Origin of the sequence: Nocardia sp. CWNU-33, from assembly GCF_046764895.1 — a bacterium.
Classification (GTDB): Bacteria; Actinomycetota; Actinomycetes; order Mycobacteriales; family Mycobacteriaceae; genus Nocardia.
This window is the reverse complement of the sequence record NZ_JBKOQN010000006.1, coordinates 121,581-138,861: the sequence shown is the minus strand read 5'-3', so window position 1 is coordinate 138,861 and position 17,281 is coordinate 121,581. Positions and strand designations below refer to the sequence as shown.

19 protein-coding genes are annotated in these 17,281 nt (G+C 65.6%); 6 read left to right on the top strand and 13 right to left on the bottom strand.

Annotated features, from left to right (window positions below):
• The first annotated feature begins 389 nt into the window (after positions 1 to 389).
• On the top strand, positions 390 to 872 hold the full coding sequence (locus ACLMAL_RS10145; protein ID WP_411998806.1) for a hypothetical protein: 483 nt from the start codon (positions 390 to 392) through the stop codon (positions 870 to 872).
• A 179-nt stretch (positions 873 to 1,051) separates the two neighbouring features.
• Here the strand turns inward: ACLMAL_RS10145 and ACLMAL_RS10140 are convergent, their stop codons facing one another.
• The 4 genes from ACLMAL_RS10140 to ACLMAL_RS10125 all read right to left on the bottom strand — a co-directional run bounded on the left by ACLMAL_RS10140 (position 1,052) and on the right by ACLMAL_RS10125 (position 5,264).
• A complete protein-coding gene (locus ACLMAL_RS10140) occupies positions 1,052 to 1,783 on the bottom strand; it encodes a ZIP family metal transporter (protein ID WP_411998805.1) in 732 nt (243 codons plus the stop codon).
• Between the two features lie 187 nt (positions 1,784 to 1,970).
• Positions 1,971 to 2,525: a TetR/AcrR family transcriptional regulator gene (locus tag ACLMAL_RS10135; protein ID WP_411998804.1), complete on the bottom strand. Its 555-nt coding sequence runs from the start codon at positions 2,523 to 2,525 to the stop codon at positions 1,971 to 1,973.
• Between the two features lie 262 nt (positions 2,526 to 2,787).
• On the bottom strand, positions 2,788 to 4,026 hold the full coding sequence (locus ACLMAL_RS10130) for an AI-2E family transporter (protein ID WP_411998803.1): 1,239 nt from the start codon (positions 4,024 to 4,026) through the stop codon (positions 2,788 to 2,790).
• Between the two features lie 185 nt (positions 4,027 to 4,211).
• On the bottom strand, positions 4,212 to 5,264 hold the full coding sequence (locus ACLMAL_RS10125) for an NAD(P)-dependent alcohol dehydrogenase (protein ID WP_411998802.1): 1,053 nt from the start codon (positions 5,262 to 5,264) through the stop codon (positions 4,212 to 4,214).
• Between the two features lie 146 nt (positions 5,265 to 5,410).
• Between ACLMAL_RS10125 and ACLMAL_RS10120 the strand changes: the two genes are divergently transcribed.
• Positions 5,411 to 6,535, top strand: a complete 1,125-nt coding sequence (locus tag ACLMAL_RS10120; RefSeq protein ID WP_411998801.1) for a S1C family serine protease — start codon at positions 5,411 to 5,413, stop codon at positions 6,533 to 6,535.
• 76 nt (positions 6,536 to 6,611) lie between these two features.
• Here the strand turns inward: ACLMAL_RS10120 and ACLMAL_RS10115 are convergent, their stop codons facing one another.
• The 6 genes from ACLMAL_RS10115 to ACLMAL_RS10090 all read right to left on the bottom strand — a co-directional run bounded on the left by ACLMAL_RS10115 (position 6,612) and on the right by ACLMAL_RS10090 (position 10,925).
• Positions 6,612 to 7,181 (bottom strand): vitamin K epoxide reductase family protein, encoded by a 570-nt coding sequence (locus ACLMAL_RS10115; protein ID WP_328406682.1) that lies wholly within the window; start codon positions 7,179 to 7,181, stop codon positions 6,612 to 6,614.
• The gene (locus tag ACLMAL_RS10110; RefSeq protein WP_411998800.1) at positions 7,178 to 7,954 is read right to left on the bottom strand and encodes a DsbA family protein; all 777 of its coding nucleotides are present in this window, start codon (positions 7,952 to 7,954) and stop codon (positions 7,178 to 7,180) included. The genes ACLMAL_RS10115 and ACLMAL_RS10110 overlap by 4 nt, the downstream gene beginning before the upstream one ends.
• Positions 7,955 to 8,138: 184 nt before the next feature.
• Positions 8,139 to 8,984: a polyphosphate kinase 2 family protein gene (locus ACLMAL_RS10105; protein WP_411998799.1), complete on the bottom strand. Its 846-nt coding sequence runs from the start codon at positions 8,982 to 8,984 to the stop codon at positions 8,139 to 8,141.
• A 137-nt stretch (positions 8,985 to 9,121) separates the two neighbouring features.
• On the bottom strand, positions 9,122 to 9,850 hold the full coding sequence (locus tag ACLMAL_RS10100; RefSeq protein ID WP_411998798.1) for an ESX secretion-associated protein EspG: 729 nt from the start codon (positions 9,848 to 9,850) through the stop codon (positions 9,122 to 9,124).
• The gene (locus ACLMAL_RS10095) at positions 9,847 to 10,539 is read right to left on the bottom strand and encodes a hypothetical protein (RefSeq protein WP_411998797.1); all 693 of its coding nucleotides are present in this window, start codon (positions 10,537 to 10,539) and stop codon (positions 9,847 to 9,849) included. Before ACLMAL_RS10095 ends, ACLMAL_RS10100 begins: the two co-directional genes overlap by 4 nt.
• Complete coding sequence (locus tag ACLMAL_RS10090) at positions 10,536 to 10,925, bottom strand: hypothetical protein (protein WP_328406677.1); 390 nt, start codon at positions 10,923 to 10,925, stop codon at positions 10,536 to 10,538. Before ACLMAL_RS10090 ends, ACLMAL_RS10095 begins: the two co-directional genes overlap by 4 nt.
• Positions 10,926 to 11,133: 208 nt before the next feature.
• Here ACLMAL_RS10090 and ACLMAL_RS10085 point away from each other — a divergent pair, with 208 nt between their 5' ends.
• From ACLMAL_RS10085 to ACLMAL_RS10070, 4 genes are all read left to right on the top strand, one after another.
• Positions 11,134 to 11,877: a GntR family transcriptional regulator gene (locus ACLMAL_RS10085; RefSeq protein ID WP_411998796.1), complete on the top strand. Its 744-nt coding sequence runs from the start codon at positions 11,134 to 11,136 to the stop codon at positions 11,875 to 11,877.
• Positions 11,878 to 11,962: 85 nt separating this feature from the next.
• The gene (locus ACLMAL_RS10080) at positions 11,963 to 12,169 is read left to right on the top strand and encodes a hypothetical protein (protein WP_411998795.1); all 207 of its coding nucleotides are present in this window, start codon (positions 11,963 to 11,965) and stop codon (positions 12,167 to 12,169) included.
• Positions 12,170 to 12,405: 236 nt separating this feature from the next.
• Positions 12,406 to 13,110, top strand: a complete 705-nt coding sequence (locus tag ACLMAL_RS10075; RefSeq protein ID WP_411998794.1) for a DUF2637 domain-containing protein — start codon at positions 12,406 to 12,408, stop codon at positions 13,108 to 13,110.
• 25 nt (positions 13,111 to 13,135) lie between these two features.
• Entirely contained in the window at positions 13,136 to 13,582 is a 447-nt protein-coding gene (locus ACLMAL_RS10070; RefSeq protein ID WP_411998793.1) for a hypothetical protein, read from the top strand.
• Between the two features lie 74 nt (positions 13,583 to 13,656).
• Here the strand turns inward: ACLMAL_RS10070 and ACLMAL_RS10065 are convergent, their stop codons facing one another.
• The 3 genes from ACLMAL_RS10065 to ACLMAL_RS10055 form a co-directional block, all read right to left on the bottom strand.
• Positions 13,657 to 14,289 carry a class I SAM-dependent methyltransferase gene (locus ACLMAL_RS10065; protein ID WP_411998792.1) on the bottom strand — a complete coding sequence of 211 codons (633 nt, stop codon included), beginning with the start codon at positions 14,287 to 14,289 and terminating at the stop codon, positions 13,657 to 13,659.
• A gap of 159 nt (positions 14,290 to 14,448) precedes the next feature.
• Complete coding sequence (locus tag ACLMAL_RS10060) at positions 14,449 to 15,699, bottom strand: saccharopine dehydrogenase family protein (protein WP_411998791.1); 1,251 nt, start codon at positions 15,697 to 15,699, stop codon at positions 14,449 to 14,451.
• 31 nt (positions 15,700 to 15,730) lie between these two features.
• Complete coding sequence (locus ACLMAL_RS10055) at positions 15,731 to 17,161, bottom strand: ABC1 kinase family protein (RefSeq protein ID WP_411998790.1); 1,431 nt, start codon at positions 17,159 to 17,161, stop codon at positions 15,731 to 15,733.
• Positions 17,162 to 17,281 lie beyond the last annotated feature (120 nt).

Below are 17,281 nucleotides of genomic sequence, written 5' to 3'. Positions count from 1 at the left end.
GCGACTCCGGGCATCAATGTCCAATTGGGGTACACCCCAGACCGACAAACGGCGAGACCGTGCAATCGCGTCGGAATAGCACGAACCAGGAGCACCGCCATGTCCGTTGTTTTTTCGGCGACTACTACCGGAACCCCTACTACCGAGACCCCGATAAGTGGCGGTCTTTTCGCGATGTCAGGTGGCGCCGATTGAGACCCGATGCAGGTTCGTGGCCTGAGCCGCTAGATATGCCAGCGGCTGTCTCCTTACGTTGCGTAAGGTTATGACCCTGGAAACACAATCGGGGTGGGTGGTGCTTCGTGGACACGCACGACAATGACGCAATCTCAGGATCTCCGACGCCTGAACCTCTGCCTCCATGGTTGGCTGAACCTCTGCCTCCATGGTTGACCGATCATCCCGCTGCGTCGACGGAGGCGACCCACGCCGCAACCCCACGCGGCCCATACACAGATGAATCTGGACCACGCGGGCGCCCGCCGATATCTCCCAGCGGTCTGCCTGAACTCGGCGAATGGGCATTCACCGCCGTAGTCCCCCTAGCCGCGATCTATGCCAAGACCCTGATAGAGGCCCTGGCAACACGCAGCGCCGATGGCATCACAGCGTGGCCGGGCAAAGTCCGTCAACGCTGGTTTCGCCACGGCGGCATACACCGCGTCGCGGTCGTCCTGGAACCGGAGAACGGCCACAGCGCTGCCATCCTGGTAACCGCAGACCTCACCGACGAAGCCCGCCTCGCCCTACTGGACCTAGACCTCACCCACGAATCGATGCGCGGCAAAATCCTGACATGGGACGAGAACGACCGACGATGGGTTCCTACCGAGCCACCGGGCTGGCCGATCCCCGGACCTGACCGCCCATAACCCATGTTTTCGACGGTCAGGCGTGCACCTGGATGCGCGCTGATGTCCCTCAACCCCGTTTTCGGCCACCAGAATCGGTATGTTTCCGCTTCTCATAGGGCCAACCGGCACTAGCGCCGGATCGGGCGCATTTGCTCCTTGCCCCCGTTTACGGGAGTCGGAGCGAGGCCCCGCAGCCGTCAGTGGCTCAACGCCGAGACCGCCAGCATGAATGCGGCGCCTCCCACGGTGCAGGCGAGGGTCAGTCGGGAGGGGTGTTGCGCGTGGGCTTCGGGGAGGATGTCGGCGGTGGCGAGGTACAGCAGAAAGCCCGCGAAGTAGCCGAGATAGAGGCCGGCTGCTTCGGCGGGCACGCGGATGAGGGTGCCGATTATCGCGCCGACTACGGGGGCTATGGCGTCCAGGGCGAGCAGGGTGAGTGCTCGTTTGCGGGCACTGCCGTAGAGGGTCGTGATGGTGAAGGTATTGAAACCGTCGGCGAAGTCGTGACTGATCACCGCGATGGCGATGGCGGTGCCGACGGTCGCTCCGGCCTGGAAACCGAGTCCGATCCCGAGACCGTCGAGCGTGCTGTGAAAGATCAACCCGGCCGCCGCAAGCAGCCCCACGGACTCGAACCCGTGCTTGTGCGTACCGAATTCGTGTTCATGACCGGTGTGAACGGCAACCGCCCGCTCGATGACATGGATGGTGAGAAACCCGAACACTGTGGCGATCAGTGCGTCGGGCACCCCGAGCACAATGTGCGCGGACTCCGCTAATGCCTCCGGCAGCAGATCGAAGAAAACCACCCCGAGCATCACCCCCGCCGCCACCCCGAGCACCAAATGTCTCCGGTCCCCGATCCGCACCGCCACCAGCCCCCCGACCAGCGTCGAACACATAGACGCCAACGCCAGCAGGATCGCCATCGATCCAGCATGTGCCACCCCCGCCGCACTGACAAATCTGCCCGGCGAGTTGGCCCCGTGCTCGGCCCTCGGGCAATGAGGTGCGCGCGGGCGCGGCGAAGAGGCTTGCCGGCAGCCACTCGGCCCGCGGCGAGCGGGATATGACGGAGGGACCACGCGATAACCGCATTCGTGTCCCGCGCGTCGGTCAGGCCAGCGTGGCCAGGGTGCGGAGGCCGGTGGTGATGTCGGCGGCGGTGGGGGCGTGGTCGGGGTCGACCAGCCATTGGACGAGGAGGCCGCCGATCATGGTTTGCAGGACCGCGCCCAGGTGGGAGTCCTTGCCGGTGCGGGCGAACAACTCGCCGAGTTCGGTGCGGGCCAGGGCTTGGGCGTTACCGAGTTCGGCGCGGATCTCGGGGGAGTGCAGGGCCTGAGCCAGGCTTTCGACGTTCGCCGACCAGAGGGCGCGGTTTTCGGTGAACGAGGTGATCAGCTGCTGGAGAAAGGTGTGCAGGCGGGCCGCGGGGTCGTCGGTGTCGGTGTCGGTGTCGGGCAATGACGCGAGGATCTGCTGGACCGCGGTGGCGCTGGACTCCATCATCGCCTGATTCAGGAGCTTGTCGCGGGTGCCGAAGTGGTAGTTGATGGCCGCCAGATTGGTGCCGGAGGCGGCCACGATGTCGCGCACGGTGGTGCGCGCGTAGCCGCGTTCGGCCAGGCATTGTTTGGCCGCGGCCAGCAGATCTTCTCGGGTTCCCACCTCCGAACCATAGCAGTGGGGCATACATCTGTTTGTGACATTTGTTTCAAACAAGCGTCAGTGATGGATGTTCAACATCTGTATGGCCGAGCGCGACCGCCCCGATCTACGAAAGTGGCCACGCAGTCCGACCTGACTTCGTGCCCGAACCGCCCGCGAGCACAGTGCTCGATTGCGCCTCCGGCGCGGGGACTTCCCTGCCGTTGCGGAGAACGCGCATCCCGTCGAGTCGGCGCACGCAGTCGGGTCGCGCGGTCCGCGATCAGTCCGTCGGCGCTCGTCGGCTCCCGGTGAGCCGAATGGCCAACTGCCTGGTCCACTTCGGGCGATCCTTCTTGGGTGGCACCGGCAGGTCGTCGTGGATATCGGACTCGACCTCGTATCGACGGACATACGCGCCGGCGAAGGCTTGGACAGTGGCTGTCACCGGAATGGCAAGCAGCGCACCGGTTGCCCCGAGTACCGCCGCGCCCGCAAGCACCGCTCCGAAGGCGACGGCGGGATGCATATCCAGGGTGGTCGCGGTGATTCTCGGTTGCAGCACATAGTTTTCGAACTGCTGGTACACGATGATGAAGCCCAGGATCCACAGCGCCGTGCTCGGGCTGTGCACCAGCGCGACGACCACCGGCAGCGCACCGGCGAGGTAGGTGCCGACCGTCGGAATGAACTGCGAGACAACGCCGACCCAGAGCGCGAGCGCGAAGGCCGACGGCACGTCGAGCACGCGCAGTGCCGCGTAGTGCGCAATGGTCGAGCAGAGTGCGAGCAGCCCGCGCGAAAAAATGTAGCCGCCGGTCTTCTCGACAGCGATGTCCCAGGCGCGCAACACATGTCGCTGGCGATGCGGCGGTAGCAGTGAGCAGACGGCGTGGCGGAAGCGCGGACCGTCGGCGGCGAAGTAGTAGGTGAACAACAGCACGCCGAGGGCTTGGAAGAGCACGCCGACCGCGGTGGTTCCGATACCCCAGACATTGCCCGCCAAGCCGTCGAGGTAGCCCTCGATGGTGGCGCTGCGATCCTTGGCGATCTTCCCGATGTCGGTGCCGGACAGGTCGGTTTTGAAGGTGTGGTTGATCCAGTCGACCGCCTGGTCGGCGTATTGGGGCGCGTTCTTGACCAGCGTGGTGACCTGCTCGACGAGCAGCGCACCGAGCGTCCACACGAAGGCGACGGTGAGCACGGTCAAGGCGAGGAACACCAGTCCGGTCGCTGGTCCACGGCGCAAGCCACGGGCCGCGAGCCAGTTCACCGCGGGTTCGATCGCGAAGGCGAGGAACAGCGAAATCAACAGCACCGTCAGCAGCCCTTGCAGCCGGGTCAACAGCCAGAAGCCGCCGACCAGACCGGCCACCGTCGCCGCGGCGAGCAGGAACGCACGCAACAGCCAGGGCGGTGGTCCCACCGTCACATCGTCGGTGACCACCGCATCGTCGGTGTTCGCCGGAGCATCGCTGCTGGCAGCCTTGTCGATCGGCGAGCTGTCTTCCTCCGCAGGCACAACGCTCCTCCGCATCTTTCAGCAGGCAATCGGGGTGCGCCGAGTCCACCTTCGAGGGTCCGCTGTCGAGCGGCCTCGGCTGCTGGGTGCACCGGTGAGTCACCCGTGTGCATCCTAGATCCGTTGTTCCGCCGGTAATCCGAAGAACTGCCGGGGCGGTCGACCAGGTGGATGGGCCGGGACCGCTAGATCGTTGCGGCGTCTATGACGAACCGGTAGCGCACGTCGCTCGCGACGACCCGGTCGTAGGCGCCGTCGATCTCGTCGGCCGAGATCAGCTCGATCTCTGCGCCGATGCCGTGCGCCGCGCAGAAGTTCAGCATTTCCTGGGTCTGTGCGATGCCGCCGATCATCGAGCCCGACAGCGAGCGCCGGTAGGCGGAGAGGCTGAAAGTCCTGACACTCATCGGATTCTCGGGCACGCCGAGCTGCACCAAGGTTCCGTTCACCCCGAGCAGGCGCAGGTAGTTGTCGATCGGCAAGTCGGCCGAGACGGTGTTGAGGATGAGATCGAAGCGGTTGCGCAGCTCGCGGAAGGTCTGCTTGTCGCTGGTCGCGTAGTAGTGGTGGGCGCCGAACCGCTTGCCATCGTCCTGCTTTCCGAGCGAGTGGCTGAGCACCGTGACCTCCGCGCCCATCGCCGCCGCGATCTTCACCCCGACGTGTCCGAGGCCGCCCATGCCGATGATCGCGACCTTCTTGCCCGGTCCCGCCTCCCAATGCCGCAGCGGGGAGAACAACGTGATGCCCGCGCACAGCAGCGGCGCGGCCACATCGAGTCCGATGCCCTCGGGGATGGCGAGCACGAAATGCTCGGTCACCACGACCTGTGTCGAGTAGCCGCCCATCGTGTAGCCGCCCGGCTGGACGGCCGGGTCGACCGGCGTGTTGTAGGTCATGGTGGCGCCGGCTTCGCAGTACTGCTCCTCATCGGCGAGGCAGGGGCCACAGACGCCGCAGGAGTCCACCATGCATCCGACGCCGACCCGATCCCCGACCTGATGCATTGTCACCGCCGAGCCGACCGCGGCGACAATGCCCGCGATCTCGTGGCCCGGCACGCAGGGGTACTTGGCGCCGCCCCACTCGTCGCGCGCGGTGTGGATGTCGGAGTGACAGATACCGGCGTATTTGACGTCGATCAATACATCGCGCGGCCCCAGTTCGCGGCGCTCGATGGTGACCTTCTCGAAGGCGCCATCGGGCGTGGGCATGGCGTAAGCGGCAGCGGTGCTCATGCTTACATGCCTACCGCTGCATGAGCATGTTTGCCAAACTCCTCGCCGGACCTGCCCGGGGCGCTGGGGTGTTCATGGAATCTGCCCGGCGGGATGATGATCTCCAGCCACAATGGAATTCATCAGGTCTAGCGGAGCGGGAGACGATGGACGACGAATGGCATCGCGTGCCCGAGCGACATCGGGCGGCAGGCGGTGGGCGCGCGCTCGCGCTGTTCGTCGCCGCGATGCTTGCGGTTGCCGCTTTCCTGGGGTTCCATGGCGAACTGCCGGGTTGGCCGACCGGCGAACCGGACACCTCGCCGCCCGCTTTATCGGCCCCGGTACCGCCGCTCGACCCGGTGGCGGTCGCGCACATCGTCCAACCGGCACTGGTGAACATCAGCACCTCCAGCCACGCCTTCGGGCTCGGCGCGGCCGGGTCGGGAATTGTGCTCACTCCCGACGGGCAGGTGCTGACCAGCCATCATGTGGTGAAGGGCGCGGAGACCGTCACGGTGACCGATGTCGGCAACAGGCTGGAGTACGACGCGACAGTGCTCGGTTACGACTCGGGCGCCGACATCGCGCTGCTGGAACTCGGCAACGCGGCCGACCTGGCGATCGCGACTATCGGCACTTCGTCGGACCTGCGAATGCGCGACCAGGTGCTGGCGATCGGCAATGCGGGCGGCACGGGCGGCACCCCGACCGCGATCGCCGGAAGTATCACCAATCTGAACAGCACGATCGTCGCGCTCAACTCCGCCGACCTGTCACGCAAGCCGCTGTCCAACATGCTCGAGGTCGCAGGGGCGGTCAGTTCGGGGCAGTCCGGCGGCGCGCTGGCGGATCGGAATGGCGCCGTGGTCGGCGTGATTACCGCCGCGTCGGGTGAGCCGGCGCGTGAAAGCGGGAGCACCGCGAACGGCTATGCGGTACCGATCGATACCGCGATGCGGGTGGTGCAGCAGATCCGATCCGGTACGCCGACCGACACCGTGCACATCGGGCCGACCGCCACCCTCGGCATTCTCATCTCGAACGCAGAGCCTGCCGGCACGGGCGCTCGCGTTGACGTCGCTATCTACGGAATGCCCGCCTACGCCGCAGGCATCGTTTCGGGTGAGGTGATCACCGCGATCGACGGGCACCCCGTCACCACGGCCCAGTCCCTACGTGCGGCACTGAACCTGCGCCGACCGAACGACACCGTGGGACTGGCCGTCACCGGTTCGGGCCACCTCCAGCGCACGGTCCCCGTGGTACTGACGGTCGGGCCGCCGAACTGAACAGTGCCCGAGAACGATGACAGCCGACGGCGCCGGGCACCGTCGGCCGTCGAATCGGCTTGCCGGACTATCGAATTCAGGCCAGCGACAGCCAGTAGTCCTGGAAACGCAGGAAAACAAGCAGCAGCACCACCGCGTAGAACACCGCCACAAACGTCCAGCGCCACTCCGCGATGATGCCGAGCGGTCCGCGCGAGCGACCCCACAGTTGGTCGGTGACCACCGCGAGCAGTGGTGTGATGATCGCCCACACCACCATGCAGTACGGGCACAGCGCATTGATCCGGTACAGGCTCTGGAAGATCAGCCAGCCGATGAAGGCGACGCCGAGCACGGTGCCGAGCCACAGCCCGCCCCAGATCCAGCGCGGAAACCGCACCCCGGCGACCGCGAGGACGCCGAGAGTCACCACCACGGAGAAGCCGACGATGCCGATGATCGGGTTCGGGAACCCGAACGCGGCAGCCTGATCGGTCGCCATCACCGACCCACAGGACAGGATGGGGTTGATGCTGCAGGACGGCTTGTAATCGGGATCGGTGAACAGCTTGAAGCGCTCGACGGTCAGCGTGACCGAGGCGATCCAACCAGCGAGCCCGCCGATCAGCAGCACCCACGCGGACCGCGCCGCTGCTGCGTCGTTCACTGACCCGCGGCGGCGGCTATCGCGGGTGCGAGTCCGCCCGGTCCGAAGATCTCCTGGCTGGAGTCGATCTGCTTACCGTTGACGAACACCGACGGGGTGGACTTGATCCCGCTGTTGAGCACGTCCTTGGTTTTGTCCTGGATGTACTTGTCGTACTTGCGATCGGTGATGCACTGGGCAACGGCCGGATCGGTGTAGCCGGCGTCCTTGGCGATCTGGATCAGCTTGTCGTCGGGCAGTCCGGTGCCGCCCTCGGCGGGCTGCTGGGCGAACATGCCGGCCAGCCAGGGCAGGTACTTCGACGAATCGGACTCCGCGACGCAGTACGACGCGTTCGCCGCACGCGAGGAGTACTGGGTGGTGGATGCCTTGTCCAAGAAGGCGATCACGTTGTATTCGACCACGGCCGTGCCATTGCTTACGGCATCCTCGAGCACCTTGGAGTTGGCAGCCTCGAAGCCCTTGCACGCCGGGCACTGCAGGTCGGCGACCACGCGGACGGTGACCTTGGCTTCCGGCTTGCCGATGCGGATCGCGCCGTTGTCGGTGATGGAGCCTTGCACCGCGCCGGAACTCTGGCCGGAGGTCGCGATGGCCGGAGTGGCGCCGGGCGCGTTCTTGCGATTGTTTTTCACCGCGATGCCGATGCCGATGGCCGCGACGAGACCGATCAGCACGACTGCAACGCCGACCTGAATGAAGATCTTGCGGTTGCGGTCGGCGCGCTCCGCCGCCGCCAACGGATTCTTCTTGCCACCAGGGTTGTTGCTCACCGTGCGTTCACCACGCCTTTCGCTAGCCTGCCGGTTTCCTGCCGCCACGATGGTAGTTCCGAAGCTCTGCCGGGCGTGGTCTGGCACGGCCCACATCATCCTGGGTGAACCTGAGAGATTCCGAAATTTCGCCGCAGGCGGGCCGTTTCGCGCGATATGTTGGCAGTCGCCTACGGCGAAGCGGTCAGGCCTGTTCGAGGCGGCGCTTCTGCTCCTCGACTTCGAACTTGGCGGTGGGCCAGTCCAGTTTCAGCTGGTCGAGTGCATCGATGAGCAGCTCGGTGACCGCGAGGCGGGAGAACCATTTGCGGTCGGCGGGAATCACGTGCCACGGTGCGAACTCGGTCGAGGTCCGATCCAGCATCACCTGGTAGGCCTCTTGGTAGGCGGGCCAGTAGGCGCGCTCGTCGATATCGGCGGGGTTGAACTTCCAGTATTTGTCCGGTCGCTCGAGGCGTTCCATGAGCCGTTGCTTCTGCTCGTCCAGCGACACGAACATGGCTACCTTCACCAGCGTGGTGCCCTGGTCGACCAGCTCCTGTTCGAAGGCGTTGATCTCGTCGTAGCGCGGTTCCCATACCTCCGGCGGCACCAGGTTGTGCACCCGCACCACGAGCACGTCCTCGTAATGCGAACGGTCGAACACGCCGAGTTGGCCGCCGCGTGGCAGCGCCTTGCGGATGCGCCACAGGTAATGGTGCTGCTTCTCCTCCTCGGTCGGTACCCCGAACGAGGCGTGATCGACACCCTGCGGGTCCACTGAGCCGATGACGTGCCGGACGATGCCGCCCTTGCCCGCGGTGTCCATGCCCTGCAGAACCAGCAAGACATTGCGGGAGTCGCCGGAACGGCCGTTGGCATACAGCTTCTCCTGCAGGCCCGACAGGACTTCGGCGCGTTCGGCCTGCAATGCGGCGGCCGTCTTCTTGTCACCCTTGAATCCGGGCGTGCCGGAGGTGTCCAGATCAGCGATCCGCAGGCCATCGGCCCGCAGGGCGTTGGTGGGCGGAAGAGACCAGTGCTTCGCCATCGGTCCAGCTAACCACGGCGAACTCCCGACGACGGGTCGTCTGCTCAGCTCGTGTCGGATCGGGACGTAGTGATACCAGCGACTTGCAAGCCACTGCGGTGTTGCTTCGAGCAACCTGCAAGCAGTCGCTACGGCTGTCAGCGGATCTGCGCGAGACGCAGGATCTGGTCGGCGAAATCCTCGTCGGAGACCGGGGTGAGCACCAGGTCGTTGGAGGAGGCGAGCAGGTAGCGGCCGTCGCTGGTGAAGTCGAGCCAGCTGCGGTGGCGGGTCGGCGGGGACATGGGATGGTCGGGCTCCACGGTCACGGTGATGAAGCCGCGGCCATCGACCGGTTTTCGGAGCGTTTGGCGGAAACGTGCGGCGCCGCGGTGGCCGTTGGTGACGAAGGGTTCGGTGCGATCCGGACTCAACACCGCGTCCTGTGGCTCCCGCATCGGGCCGAGCCTGCCCGCTTGCGCCGGGCCGATGATCTGGACCAGGCGCTGGCCCAGGGTGCGGGCGTGGCACATCTGCACGATCACCTTGTCGGTGGTGGCGACCAGGATGCCTGCGTGATTGTGCACCACAGCGGCGAAGGCGAGGATCGGGTCGGTGTCGCTGGAACCGCCGTTGCGCGGCGCGACGGTGCGCTCGCCGGAGACGGTGATGGTTGTCGCGTCGGTGCGGGCGCACATCATGAGCGCGGCGGCGAGGTCCGGGTCGGCTTGGCGGGCGAAGCGCTGCGGCAATCGCAGTGCGGCGTATTCGGTTTCGGTGCGGGTGGTGGCCGCGGGCATCATGTTGACGGGGTAGGGCCGCCGGTCCAGGCTCGTTTCATTTTCCCAGACGTGGGTGAATTCGTCCGGAGTGAGAATCCATTTCACTGCGCGCCGCCCCCGCCGACTGACGTGGGTCGGGCAGGGGTGCCCTCAGTCGAGCCCGCGGGCACCTCTGGCGGCAGCGTGAAGCGGGGGACATGGTCGCCGGAGGCGGGCATGGTCGGGGTGTAGACGTAGGTCATCGTGTCCTGGACGTCGGCCTGGGTCGTGGCAGCCGCGATGTCGTATTCCATTCTGCGCTGACCCCCGTGCACGGCCTCCGCGGCCGGGTCCTCCAGCGGACGGTACTCCACCGGCGGTGGTATGGCAGTCCGAATGGTCTGCGCAGCTTCGCAATTCAACTCCATCAGGCGCTGCACCGTCCGGCACACCTCGTGTGCTTCGGTGCCGACCTGCACGAATGCGCGGGTGGCCTGCAATGCGGCGTCGGCCGATCGGCCGGACCAGCGTGCGAATTCGCGGTTGGCGACGTCGGAGAAGATCTGGAATGCCTCGGCGAGCGCGACGGCGTTGGACTCCCACCCGGCCGCGACCTCGCCGAGTGCGGCCGGATCCAGGGTCTCGTGCACGAGGTCCCAGATCTCGCGATGGGTGTAGGCACCGAACCGCTCTCGTTCGGGGGCGAATGCGGGATCTGTTCCGGCGCTTGCTGTTGCGGCGTCGTTCGTCAGCAGCTGCTGTCGGGTGCGGATGTCAGCGGCGGCTGCTCGTGCCGCATCCCGCGGCGCGGTCACCGTGGCTCCAGGTATTCGGTGACCAGTGCGAGGGCTGCCTTGTTCGCGGCGTCGGCGTCCTCGAACTTCTTGCCTGCCGCCAGGTATGCGGCCTTGTACAGCAGAGCTGTTTCCTGGAGGGCGGTCACCGTGTCCAGGTATTGCCTGCCCTTGTCGTCGAAACCACGCGTAAGGCCATGTCCTGTCGGCAGATTGGGGAAGCCGGCGACCTCGGTGACGAGATATCCTGTGCTCGTGGCCTTTTGCAGGTCATCGACGAGTTTGTCGCAGGCCGCGGCGAGGTTTTCGGCGACGTCTTCGGCGAGCACGAACGGCTCGCCGCCGCCACCGGTGGCCGCCGCATAGAGTTGCCTGGCCATCCGCTGCCCGGTATCAGGTACCGCCATCTGGGTCGCCCCCTTCTGCTCGGTCCACACCCACCGCACGTGTCGGTCCACACCCACCGCACGTACTGGTTTCGTACTCTACCGGGCGGTAAGTCACGGGGTGAGCTCCTTGCCTGCGGTCGGCTGCGCCGCGCAGTGTGATGTGTGGCACGCCTGCCCGGCTACACTGGCCAGTGGTCTAGGGAGGTTTCGAAAGGGAAGGCGTCCGGTGCCCGAAATCGAAGAAGTACTCCCGAAATATCTCCAGATCTCGGGGTATATCCGCAATCAGATCGAGCGCGGCGAACTGGCTCCCGGTGCCGAAGTGCCGTCCGAGCGGGAGCTCGCGGCGAGCTGGCATGTCGCGCGTCCCACGGCGGCGCGGGCGTTGAATGAGTTGCGGCAGCGGGGGATTGTCGAGTCGCGGCGCGGATCCGGCACGTACGTGGTCGATCGCAGTGCGCTGCCAGCAGCGCGGGAGCGGGGCGATCGGGCACGGCAATACGGTTCGGCGTACTCCGAGAACGCGTCGGTGACGGTGTTGGAAGCCGGGATGGTCGATGGGCCGGTGTGGGTGCGCGAAGGCCTCGCGGTGGCGGTCGGCGGCTCGGTACTCGTTCGGAAGCGGTTGGTGTCCAACGATTCCGGTGTGGCCGAGCTCGCGACATCCTGGTTTTCGGCCGCGCTCGCCGAGATCGCACCGCGGCTGCTCGACGCCGAGCGGCTGCCGGGTGGCACCGTCGGATACCTCGAGTCCGTCACCGACCATCGCGTGTCCTACGCCCGCGATCGAGTGAGCGCGCGTCTTGCCACGGCCGACGAACGTCGCCACTTCGACCTGCCCCGTCCGGCCGCGGTGCTCGTCTACCGGTTGGCGCTACACGAAGCCGATGACGCCGTCCTGCAATTCGACGAGGTGGTCTACCCGTCCGACCGCTGGGAGTTCCAGCAGGAGTATTCCACCCGCTCGTAGCCGGTTTCTGCATTGACAGCCGACCAGCAAAACTGGCATAGTCCACTTGTCCGGAGTGGCATAGGCCAATGGGTGGGAGGGCGCGATGTTCGATCAACTGACCATCGGTAGCTGGGTAGTCGTGGGGGAGCACTGCTCCGTCCGCCGTGCACCCTTGCGGCGAGACAACTACCTGGCCTTCATATTCGAAAGTGGCGGAAGCGAATTCGAATTCGCCCTCACGCCGGAAATGCTGCGCCGCATGGTCGACCTCGGTGCCGCGCCGCTGCCCCGGCCGGATGAACCGGACTGAACGGCGGTCGCTCCGAATGTCCTTGCGGCGGTAGTGAAATGGTGGCCACGCCCGCTGTGAAAACTGCCATTCCCTGCTGATCCCACATCTTGTTTCGTAAACCGGACACCCGCTGCGACAAAGAATGTGAAGCGGTGTCGTTCGGCTGGATCGCCGTAGGCGCATCGTTCGCGCTCGGCGACGACTTTCCCCATGGCTTTGGTGTGTAATGCGGTGTACGCGCTACGCTCCCCATCATGACGACGATCACACCTGTGATGGCGGAGGAATTCGACGGACCACCCGCGTCAATGCCCGGTGCGTCCAATGTGAACTGGCGGCGCTGGCTCAGGCCGCGTCCGGCGCATGCGTCGCTGGTTGTAACTGCTGTTGTCGCGGTCAAGGCATTCGAAATGTCCTTTGCCGCTTTGCACGGACTAGCCATCACAAACCACGTCCTACCCGATCTAGCCTCCAACGTGCCGATCGCGATCGACGGTTTGGTGATCGGCTCCATGATTGCCACTGCCTCGTTCCGCAAACTGAGTGCCGGTTGGTGGTACGCGACTGGGCTGTTCGTGCTGTCGACGCTGGTATCGGTCGCCGGGAATATCGAGTACGCACGTGAGATCGGCGGTGGCGCAGTGTCGGTGGCCATCTACGCCGGCATGCCGCTGGCCTTGCTCTTCGCTGTGCATCTCACGCTGATGCTGTGGGAGCAGGGACGCACGGACGGACGCGCCGAACTCCTTGCTGTGGCGCAGCAATCCAGCGCATCGGCGTCGGCCCGGCCCGACCGCGAAGCTGACACCGCCCCGATGCGGCTCGATCCGATCGACATCGTCACGAATTCCGAACTGATCGCCGCGCCGTTCATCACCGAGCAGCCGGTGCAGGCTAAGATCACCTCGATCAAGGCGACCGAGGGCCGTCACCTGGTCCCGGCATCCGTCCGTGCGTGATCGTACGAGTTCGAATACCTCAGTCATGCTCGAATTCTTCGATGGAGTAGCTATGCCTTTTATCATTTGGCAAGACCAGGGTATTGATCAGTTCCGGGAAATAGGAGGCCGATTGGCGGCGGTCATCCTCAGTACCGTCGATCGATCCACAGCCTTGAATCAGCTCACCGAAGCGGCGGATAGCGCGGAAGCGTTCACCGATCTGTTGATCGAATATTCCAGCCGATGGTTCCACGAGAGCGGTGGGCAATCGATTCTGATCGGACCCGAGCTTTTCTGGATGCTGTCGGAGCCCACCGCACGGCAGGGGGGCAATGCCATTCGAAGCCACGAATCGCACCCGGTCCTCGAGTACACGGTGAGCCAGCGTGGCCGCAAGTTATTGGTGACCTGCGTTTTCGAGGCGCTGGCACAAAGCCAGTGGATGCCGGCGAACATGAGCGAGAGCGGTGATTTCAGTATGTCCGGATGACGGACTGGCCCATCATCTTCCAAAACGGGTGGCGCGAGGCAATGCCGCCGCCTCGTCCGGTGCGAGCAGCCGACTCACTCCGGGCGACTTGCGCTCACATACTGCAATAGGCGATGGATCTGCTGGTCGATGTCGATCAGCCCGTGCTCGGCGAACAACGTCGGGAAGATGTCGTTGTCGAAGACCCGTAGGCCACTCCAGCTGCCCACCATGCGGCTGGCGTGGCCGAACGGGTTGTCGGCTCGGTGACTGGTGGTGATGGCTATCCGGCCGCCGGGTGCCAGGACGCGGATCATTTCGCGGGTGGCGGCGATCGGGTCGGGAATGAGATAGAGGGCGCCGAAGCAGCAGACGGCGTCGAAGGTGCCGTCGGCGAAGGGGAGTCGGCGGGCGTCGCCGCGAAGATAGCCGACGCGGGGTCCTGCGTTGTCGGTGACGGCGCGGGCGAGCATCGGTGCGGAGTAGTCGAGGCCGATGGCGTAGCCGTCGCCGTCGAGTGCGCTGCTCAGATATTTGGTGAAATTACCTGGGCCGCAGGCGATATCGAGGACTTTCTTGGAGCCCTCGAGGCGCAGGGCGGTGACGGCGTCGCGGCGGTCGGCGGCGGTGGTGCGGCCGCTGGCCAGGTAGAAAAGAGTTGGCCGCCAGGCCCTTTCGTATACCGCTGCCAGTGCGGGGGCGTTCATGGTGCGTCTGGCGAGGTTCACGGGGTCATCCTCGGTTCGGTCGCTATCGATGCGATGTCTGATCGAGGACGGCCGCGCTGATCAGTTGGAAATTCCATGGGCGCTCCTCGTCATCGGGGGAGTCGGAGCGGGCGATTCGGGCGGTGACCATGCCTCGATCACCGCCCGCCGCAACCGAACTCAGGTTCGGTCGACCTCGATGGTGATTCCCGCCGCGCGCAGCCGGTCGGTCAGTGCGTCACCCATGGCCGCCGCGGGGGTGAGGATGCCTGCCAGTTCGGGCTGCTTGTCGCCGTCGAAGGCCAGGCACAGGCCTGCTTCGCCGAGCATCACCGCGGTCGCCTGGTAGCCCGGGTCGCCGCTGCCTGCGAAGGTCGCGACGTACTTGGCTCCCGAGGAGGTACGCGCGAAGGTCTTCATGGTGAACCAGCCACTGGTGCGGGCCTTTTCACTCGGCCCGGTGCCGGGCTTCGGCAGCACCCGGTCCAGCAGCTTGCGGCCCATCGCGCCTCGCGACAGCACCGCGCCCGCCGCCATGGTGGCCACGATGCCGCCCGCCATGCCCGCCGCAACCAGCGGAGCGACCGGAGATTTGCCTGCGCTCATCACCTCGCGGTAGCGGAAGTTCTTGCCGTACACCCAGCCGAGCAGGCCGTTGGTACGGCGGACGATCTTGGTGTTGTGCGCGCCCATGATGAAGGTCGCGACCCACCCGTCCAGGCTCGGGTCGATGCTGCTTGCCCGCTGCAGGGCCTGATCGGACTGGCGGCCCACATCGGGATCCATCGACTTGTCAGGGCTCAGCGAGTACGGATGCGACAGCACTCGGCCCTTGGACGGGTCTTCGGCGATGGCTTCCATCATCGCGCGGCCGGAGTCGATGGTGCCGCCGCTCGCGCCGCCCTTGAGCCAGGCGACGAGCGTGGTCTCCTCCAGTTCGCCGGTGTTGTCGGCGACCGAACGCTTGTAGAGCTGGTACACGCTGATGTCCGACGGAATCGAGTCGTAGCCACAGGAATTCACGATCTTCGCGCCGGTGGTTGCGGCCTGGTCGTGGAACTGGTCGATCGCATCCCTGATGAACAGCGGCTCGCCGGTGAGGTCGGCATAGTGAGTACCTGCCTTCGCGCAGGCGGCCACCAGTGGCAGGCCGTAGCGCAGGTACGGGCCGACGGTGGTGACCACGACGGTGGTCCGCGCGGCCAGCGCATCGAGCGCGGCTTGATCGGTGGAATCGGCCACGACCAGTTCCCAGCCCGCGGCGGCAGGGCCGAGTTCGTCGCGCACCTTCGTCAGCTTGTCCAGCGATCGCCCGGCCAGCGCGATGCGCGCCGACTCGGGCGCGGCGCCTGCCAGGTACTCCGCGGTGAGCTTGCCGACGAAACCTGTTGCGCCGAATAGCGTGAGGTCGAATTCTCGTGTGTCTGCCATCGTTACCTGCTCCCGATCAGTGCTGTGTGCGTTATGCCTTGTCCCGTATGGGCTTCTTCGCCCGGGCCCGAGGCTTTTTCGGCGGAACCGGCGGGTGCTCGGCGAGCCATTGGTGATGAATCTGTCCGAGTTCGGTGACCGGTGGTTCGTCGTAGATCCACTCGCGGGAAATGCGATGCCAGTTCGCGGTGCATTCGAGCTGCCCGAGCATGCCGAAGGTCAGGAAGTCGGCGCGGCGCGAGAACAGGTGCTCCGGCGGCAGGTTCTGCTGCTTCATCCCGGCGAACTCGCTGGCCCTCGGGTCGACAGCGAGCAGGAACGCGCCGCTGGCCAGTTCGGGTGTGATCGTCAGCTCTTCGTCGATCAGGCACCATTCCGACGCGGCGAGCACATATTCCAGACATTCCTCTGCGCCGATCTCCTCGGGCGAGTCGATGACGCCGCGCTCGATCATCAACTGCCGCAGGTCTTCGGCGCGATCCTCGGCCGCCGCGCGCAGGCAGATCGTCTCGAAGCGCACGTGCTCCGGATCCATCCGGTTGAACAGGCCGAAATCCAGGAACGCGACTTTGCCGTCGGTAGCGAGCAGCACGTTGCCCGGATGCGGGTCGCCGCAGAACTCGTTGAAGGTGAACAGCGAGCCGACGTAGAACCGGTAGATGATCTCGGCGATCCGGTTGCGCTCCGCATCGGGCAGCCGGCGGATGGCGTCGAAGCCTATGCCCGCCACGTATTCGCTGACCAGGACCCGGGTGGTGCTGAGTTCCGGCATCGAGCGTGGCACCCGGATGAACGGGTGGCCTGCATAGACCTCGGCAATCTGCAGCTGGGTGTTGGCTTCGGCCTGATAGTCGAGTTCGCTCTCCATGTTCAGCCGCAGTTCGTCGAGCACGGCCGGGGTCACCCACGGCATCGCCGATTGCAGTACCCGCCGGAACATGGCCAGGTTCTTCAGGTCCGCGCGCACCGCCGCGTCGATGCCGGGGTACTGCACTTTCACCGCAACCTGCCGACCGTCGTGCAGCGTGGCGCGATACACCTGGCCGATGGAGGCCGCCGCGATCGGCGTCGATTCGAATTCGGCGAACACCCGATCGAGCGGTTGCCCGAAGTCTTCCTCGATCACCCGGCGCATCGATTCGAAAGACACCGTCGGTGCGGCATCGCGCAGTACGGCGAGGCGCTTCTGGAAGCGTTCCCGGTGGTCTTCGGGCACCAGGTCGAGATCGAGCACGGACATCATCTGGCCCAGTTTCATGGCCACGCCCTTCATGGTCCCCAGGACCATGACCACCTGTTCGGTAGTGCGGATCATCGACTCTTCGGCCATTTTGGCCCGCACGGCGTCGGACCTTCCTCGCATCGATAGCCGCGTGCGCTGCGTCCGGATGACCGAGCCGGCTGCGACCGCACCCAGCTTGGTGCCACGAGCAAGCCGGGAAGTCGGCACTTGCTTCGCCATCGAGGTACCTCCATTGGTGCCAGCGCGCGGGCGGTGACGCAGCCCACTCGGCGCACCGCTCGGGTTCAGACTAGCCAACGAATCCGCAAAGTCGAGCACAGCGGTGAACTTCAGCTAGCG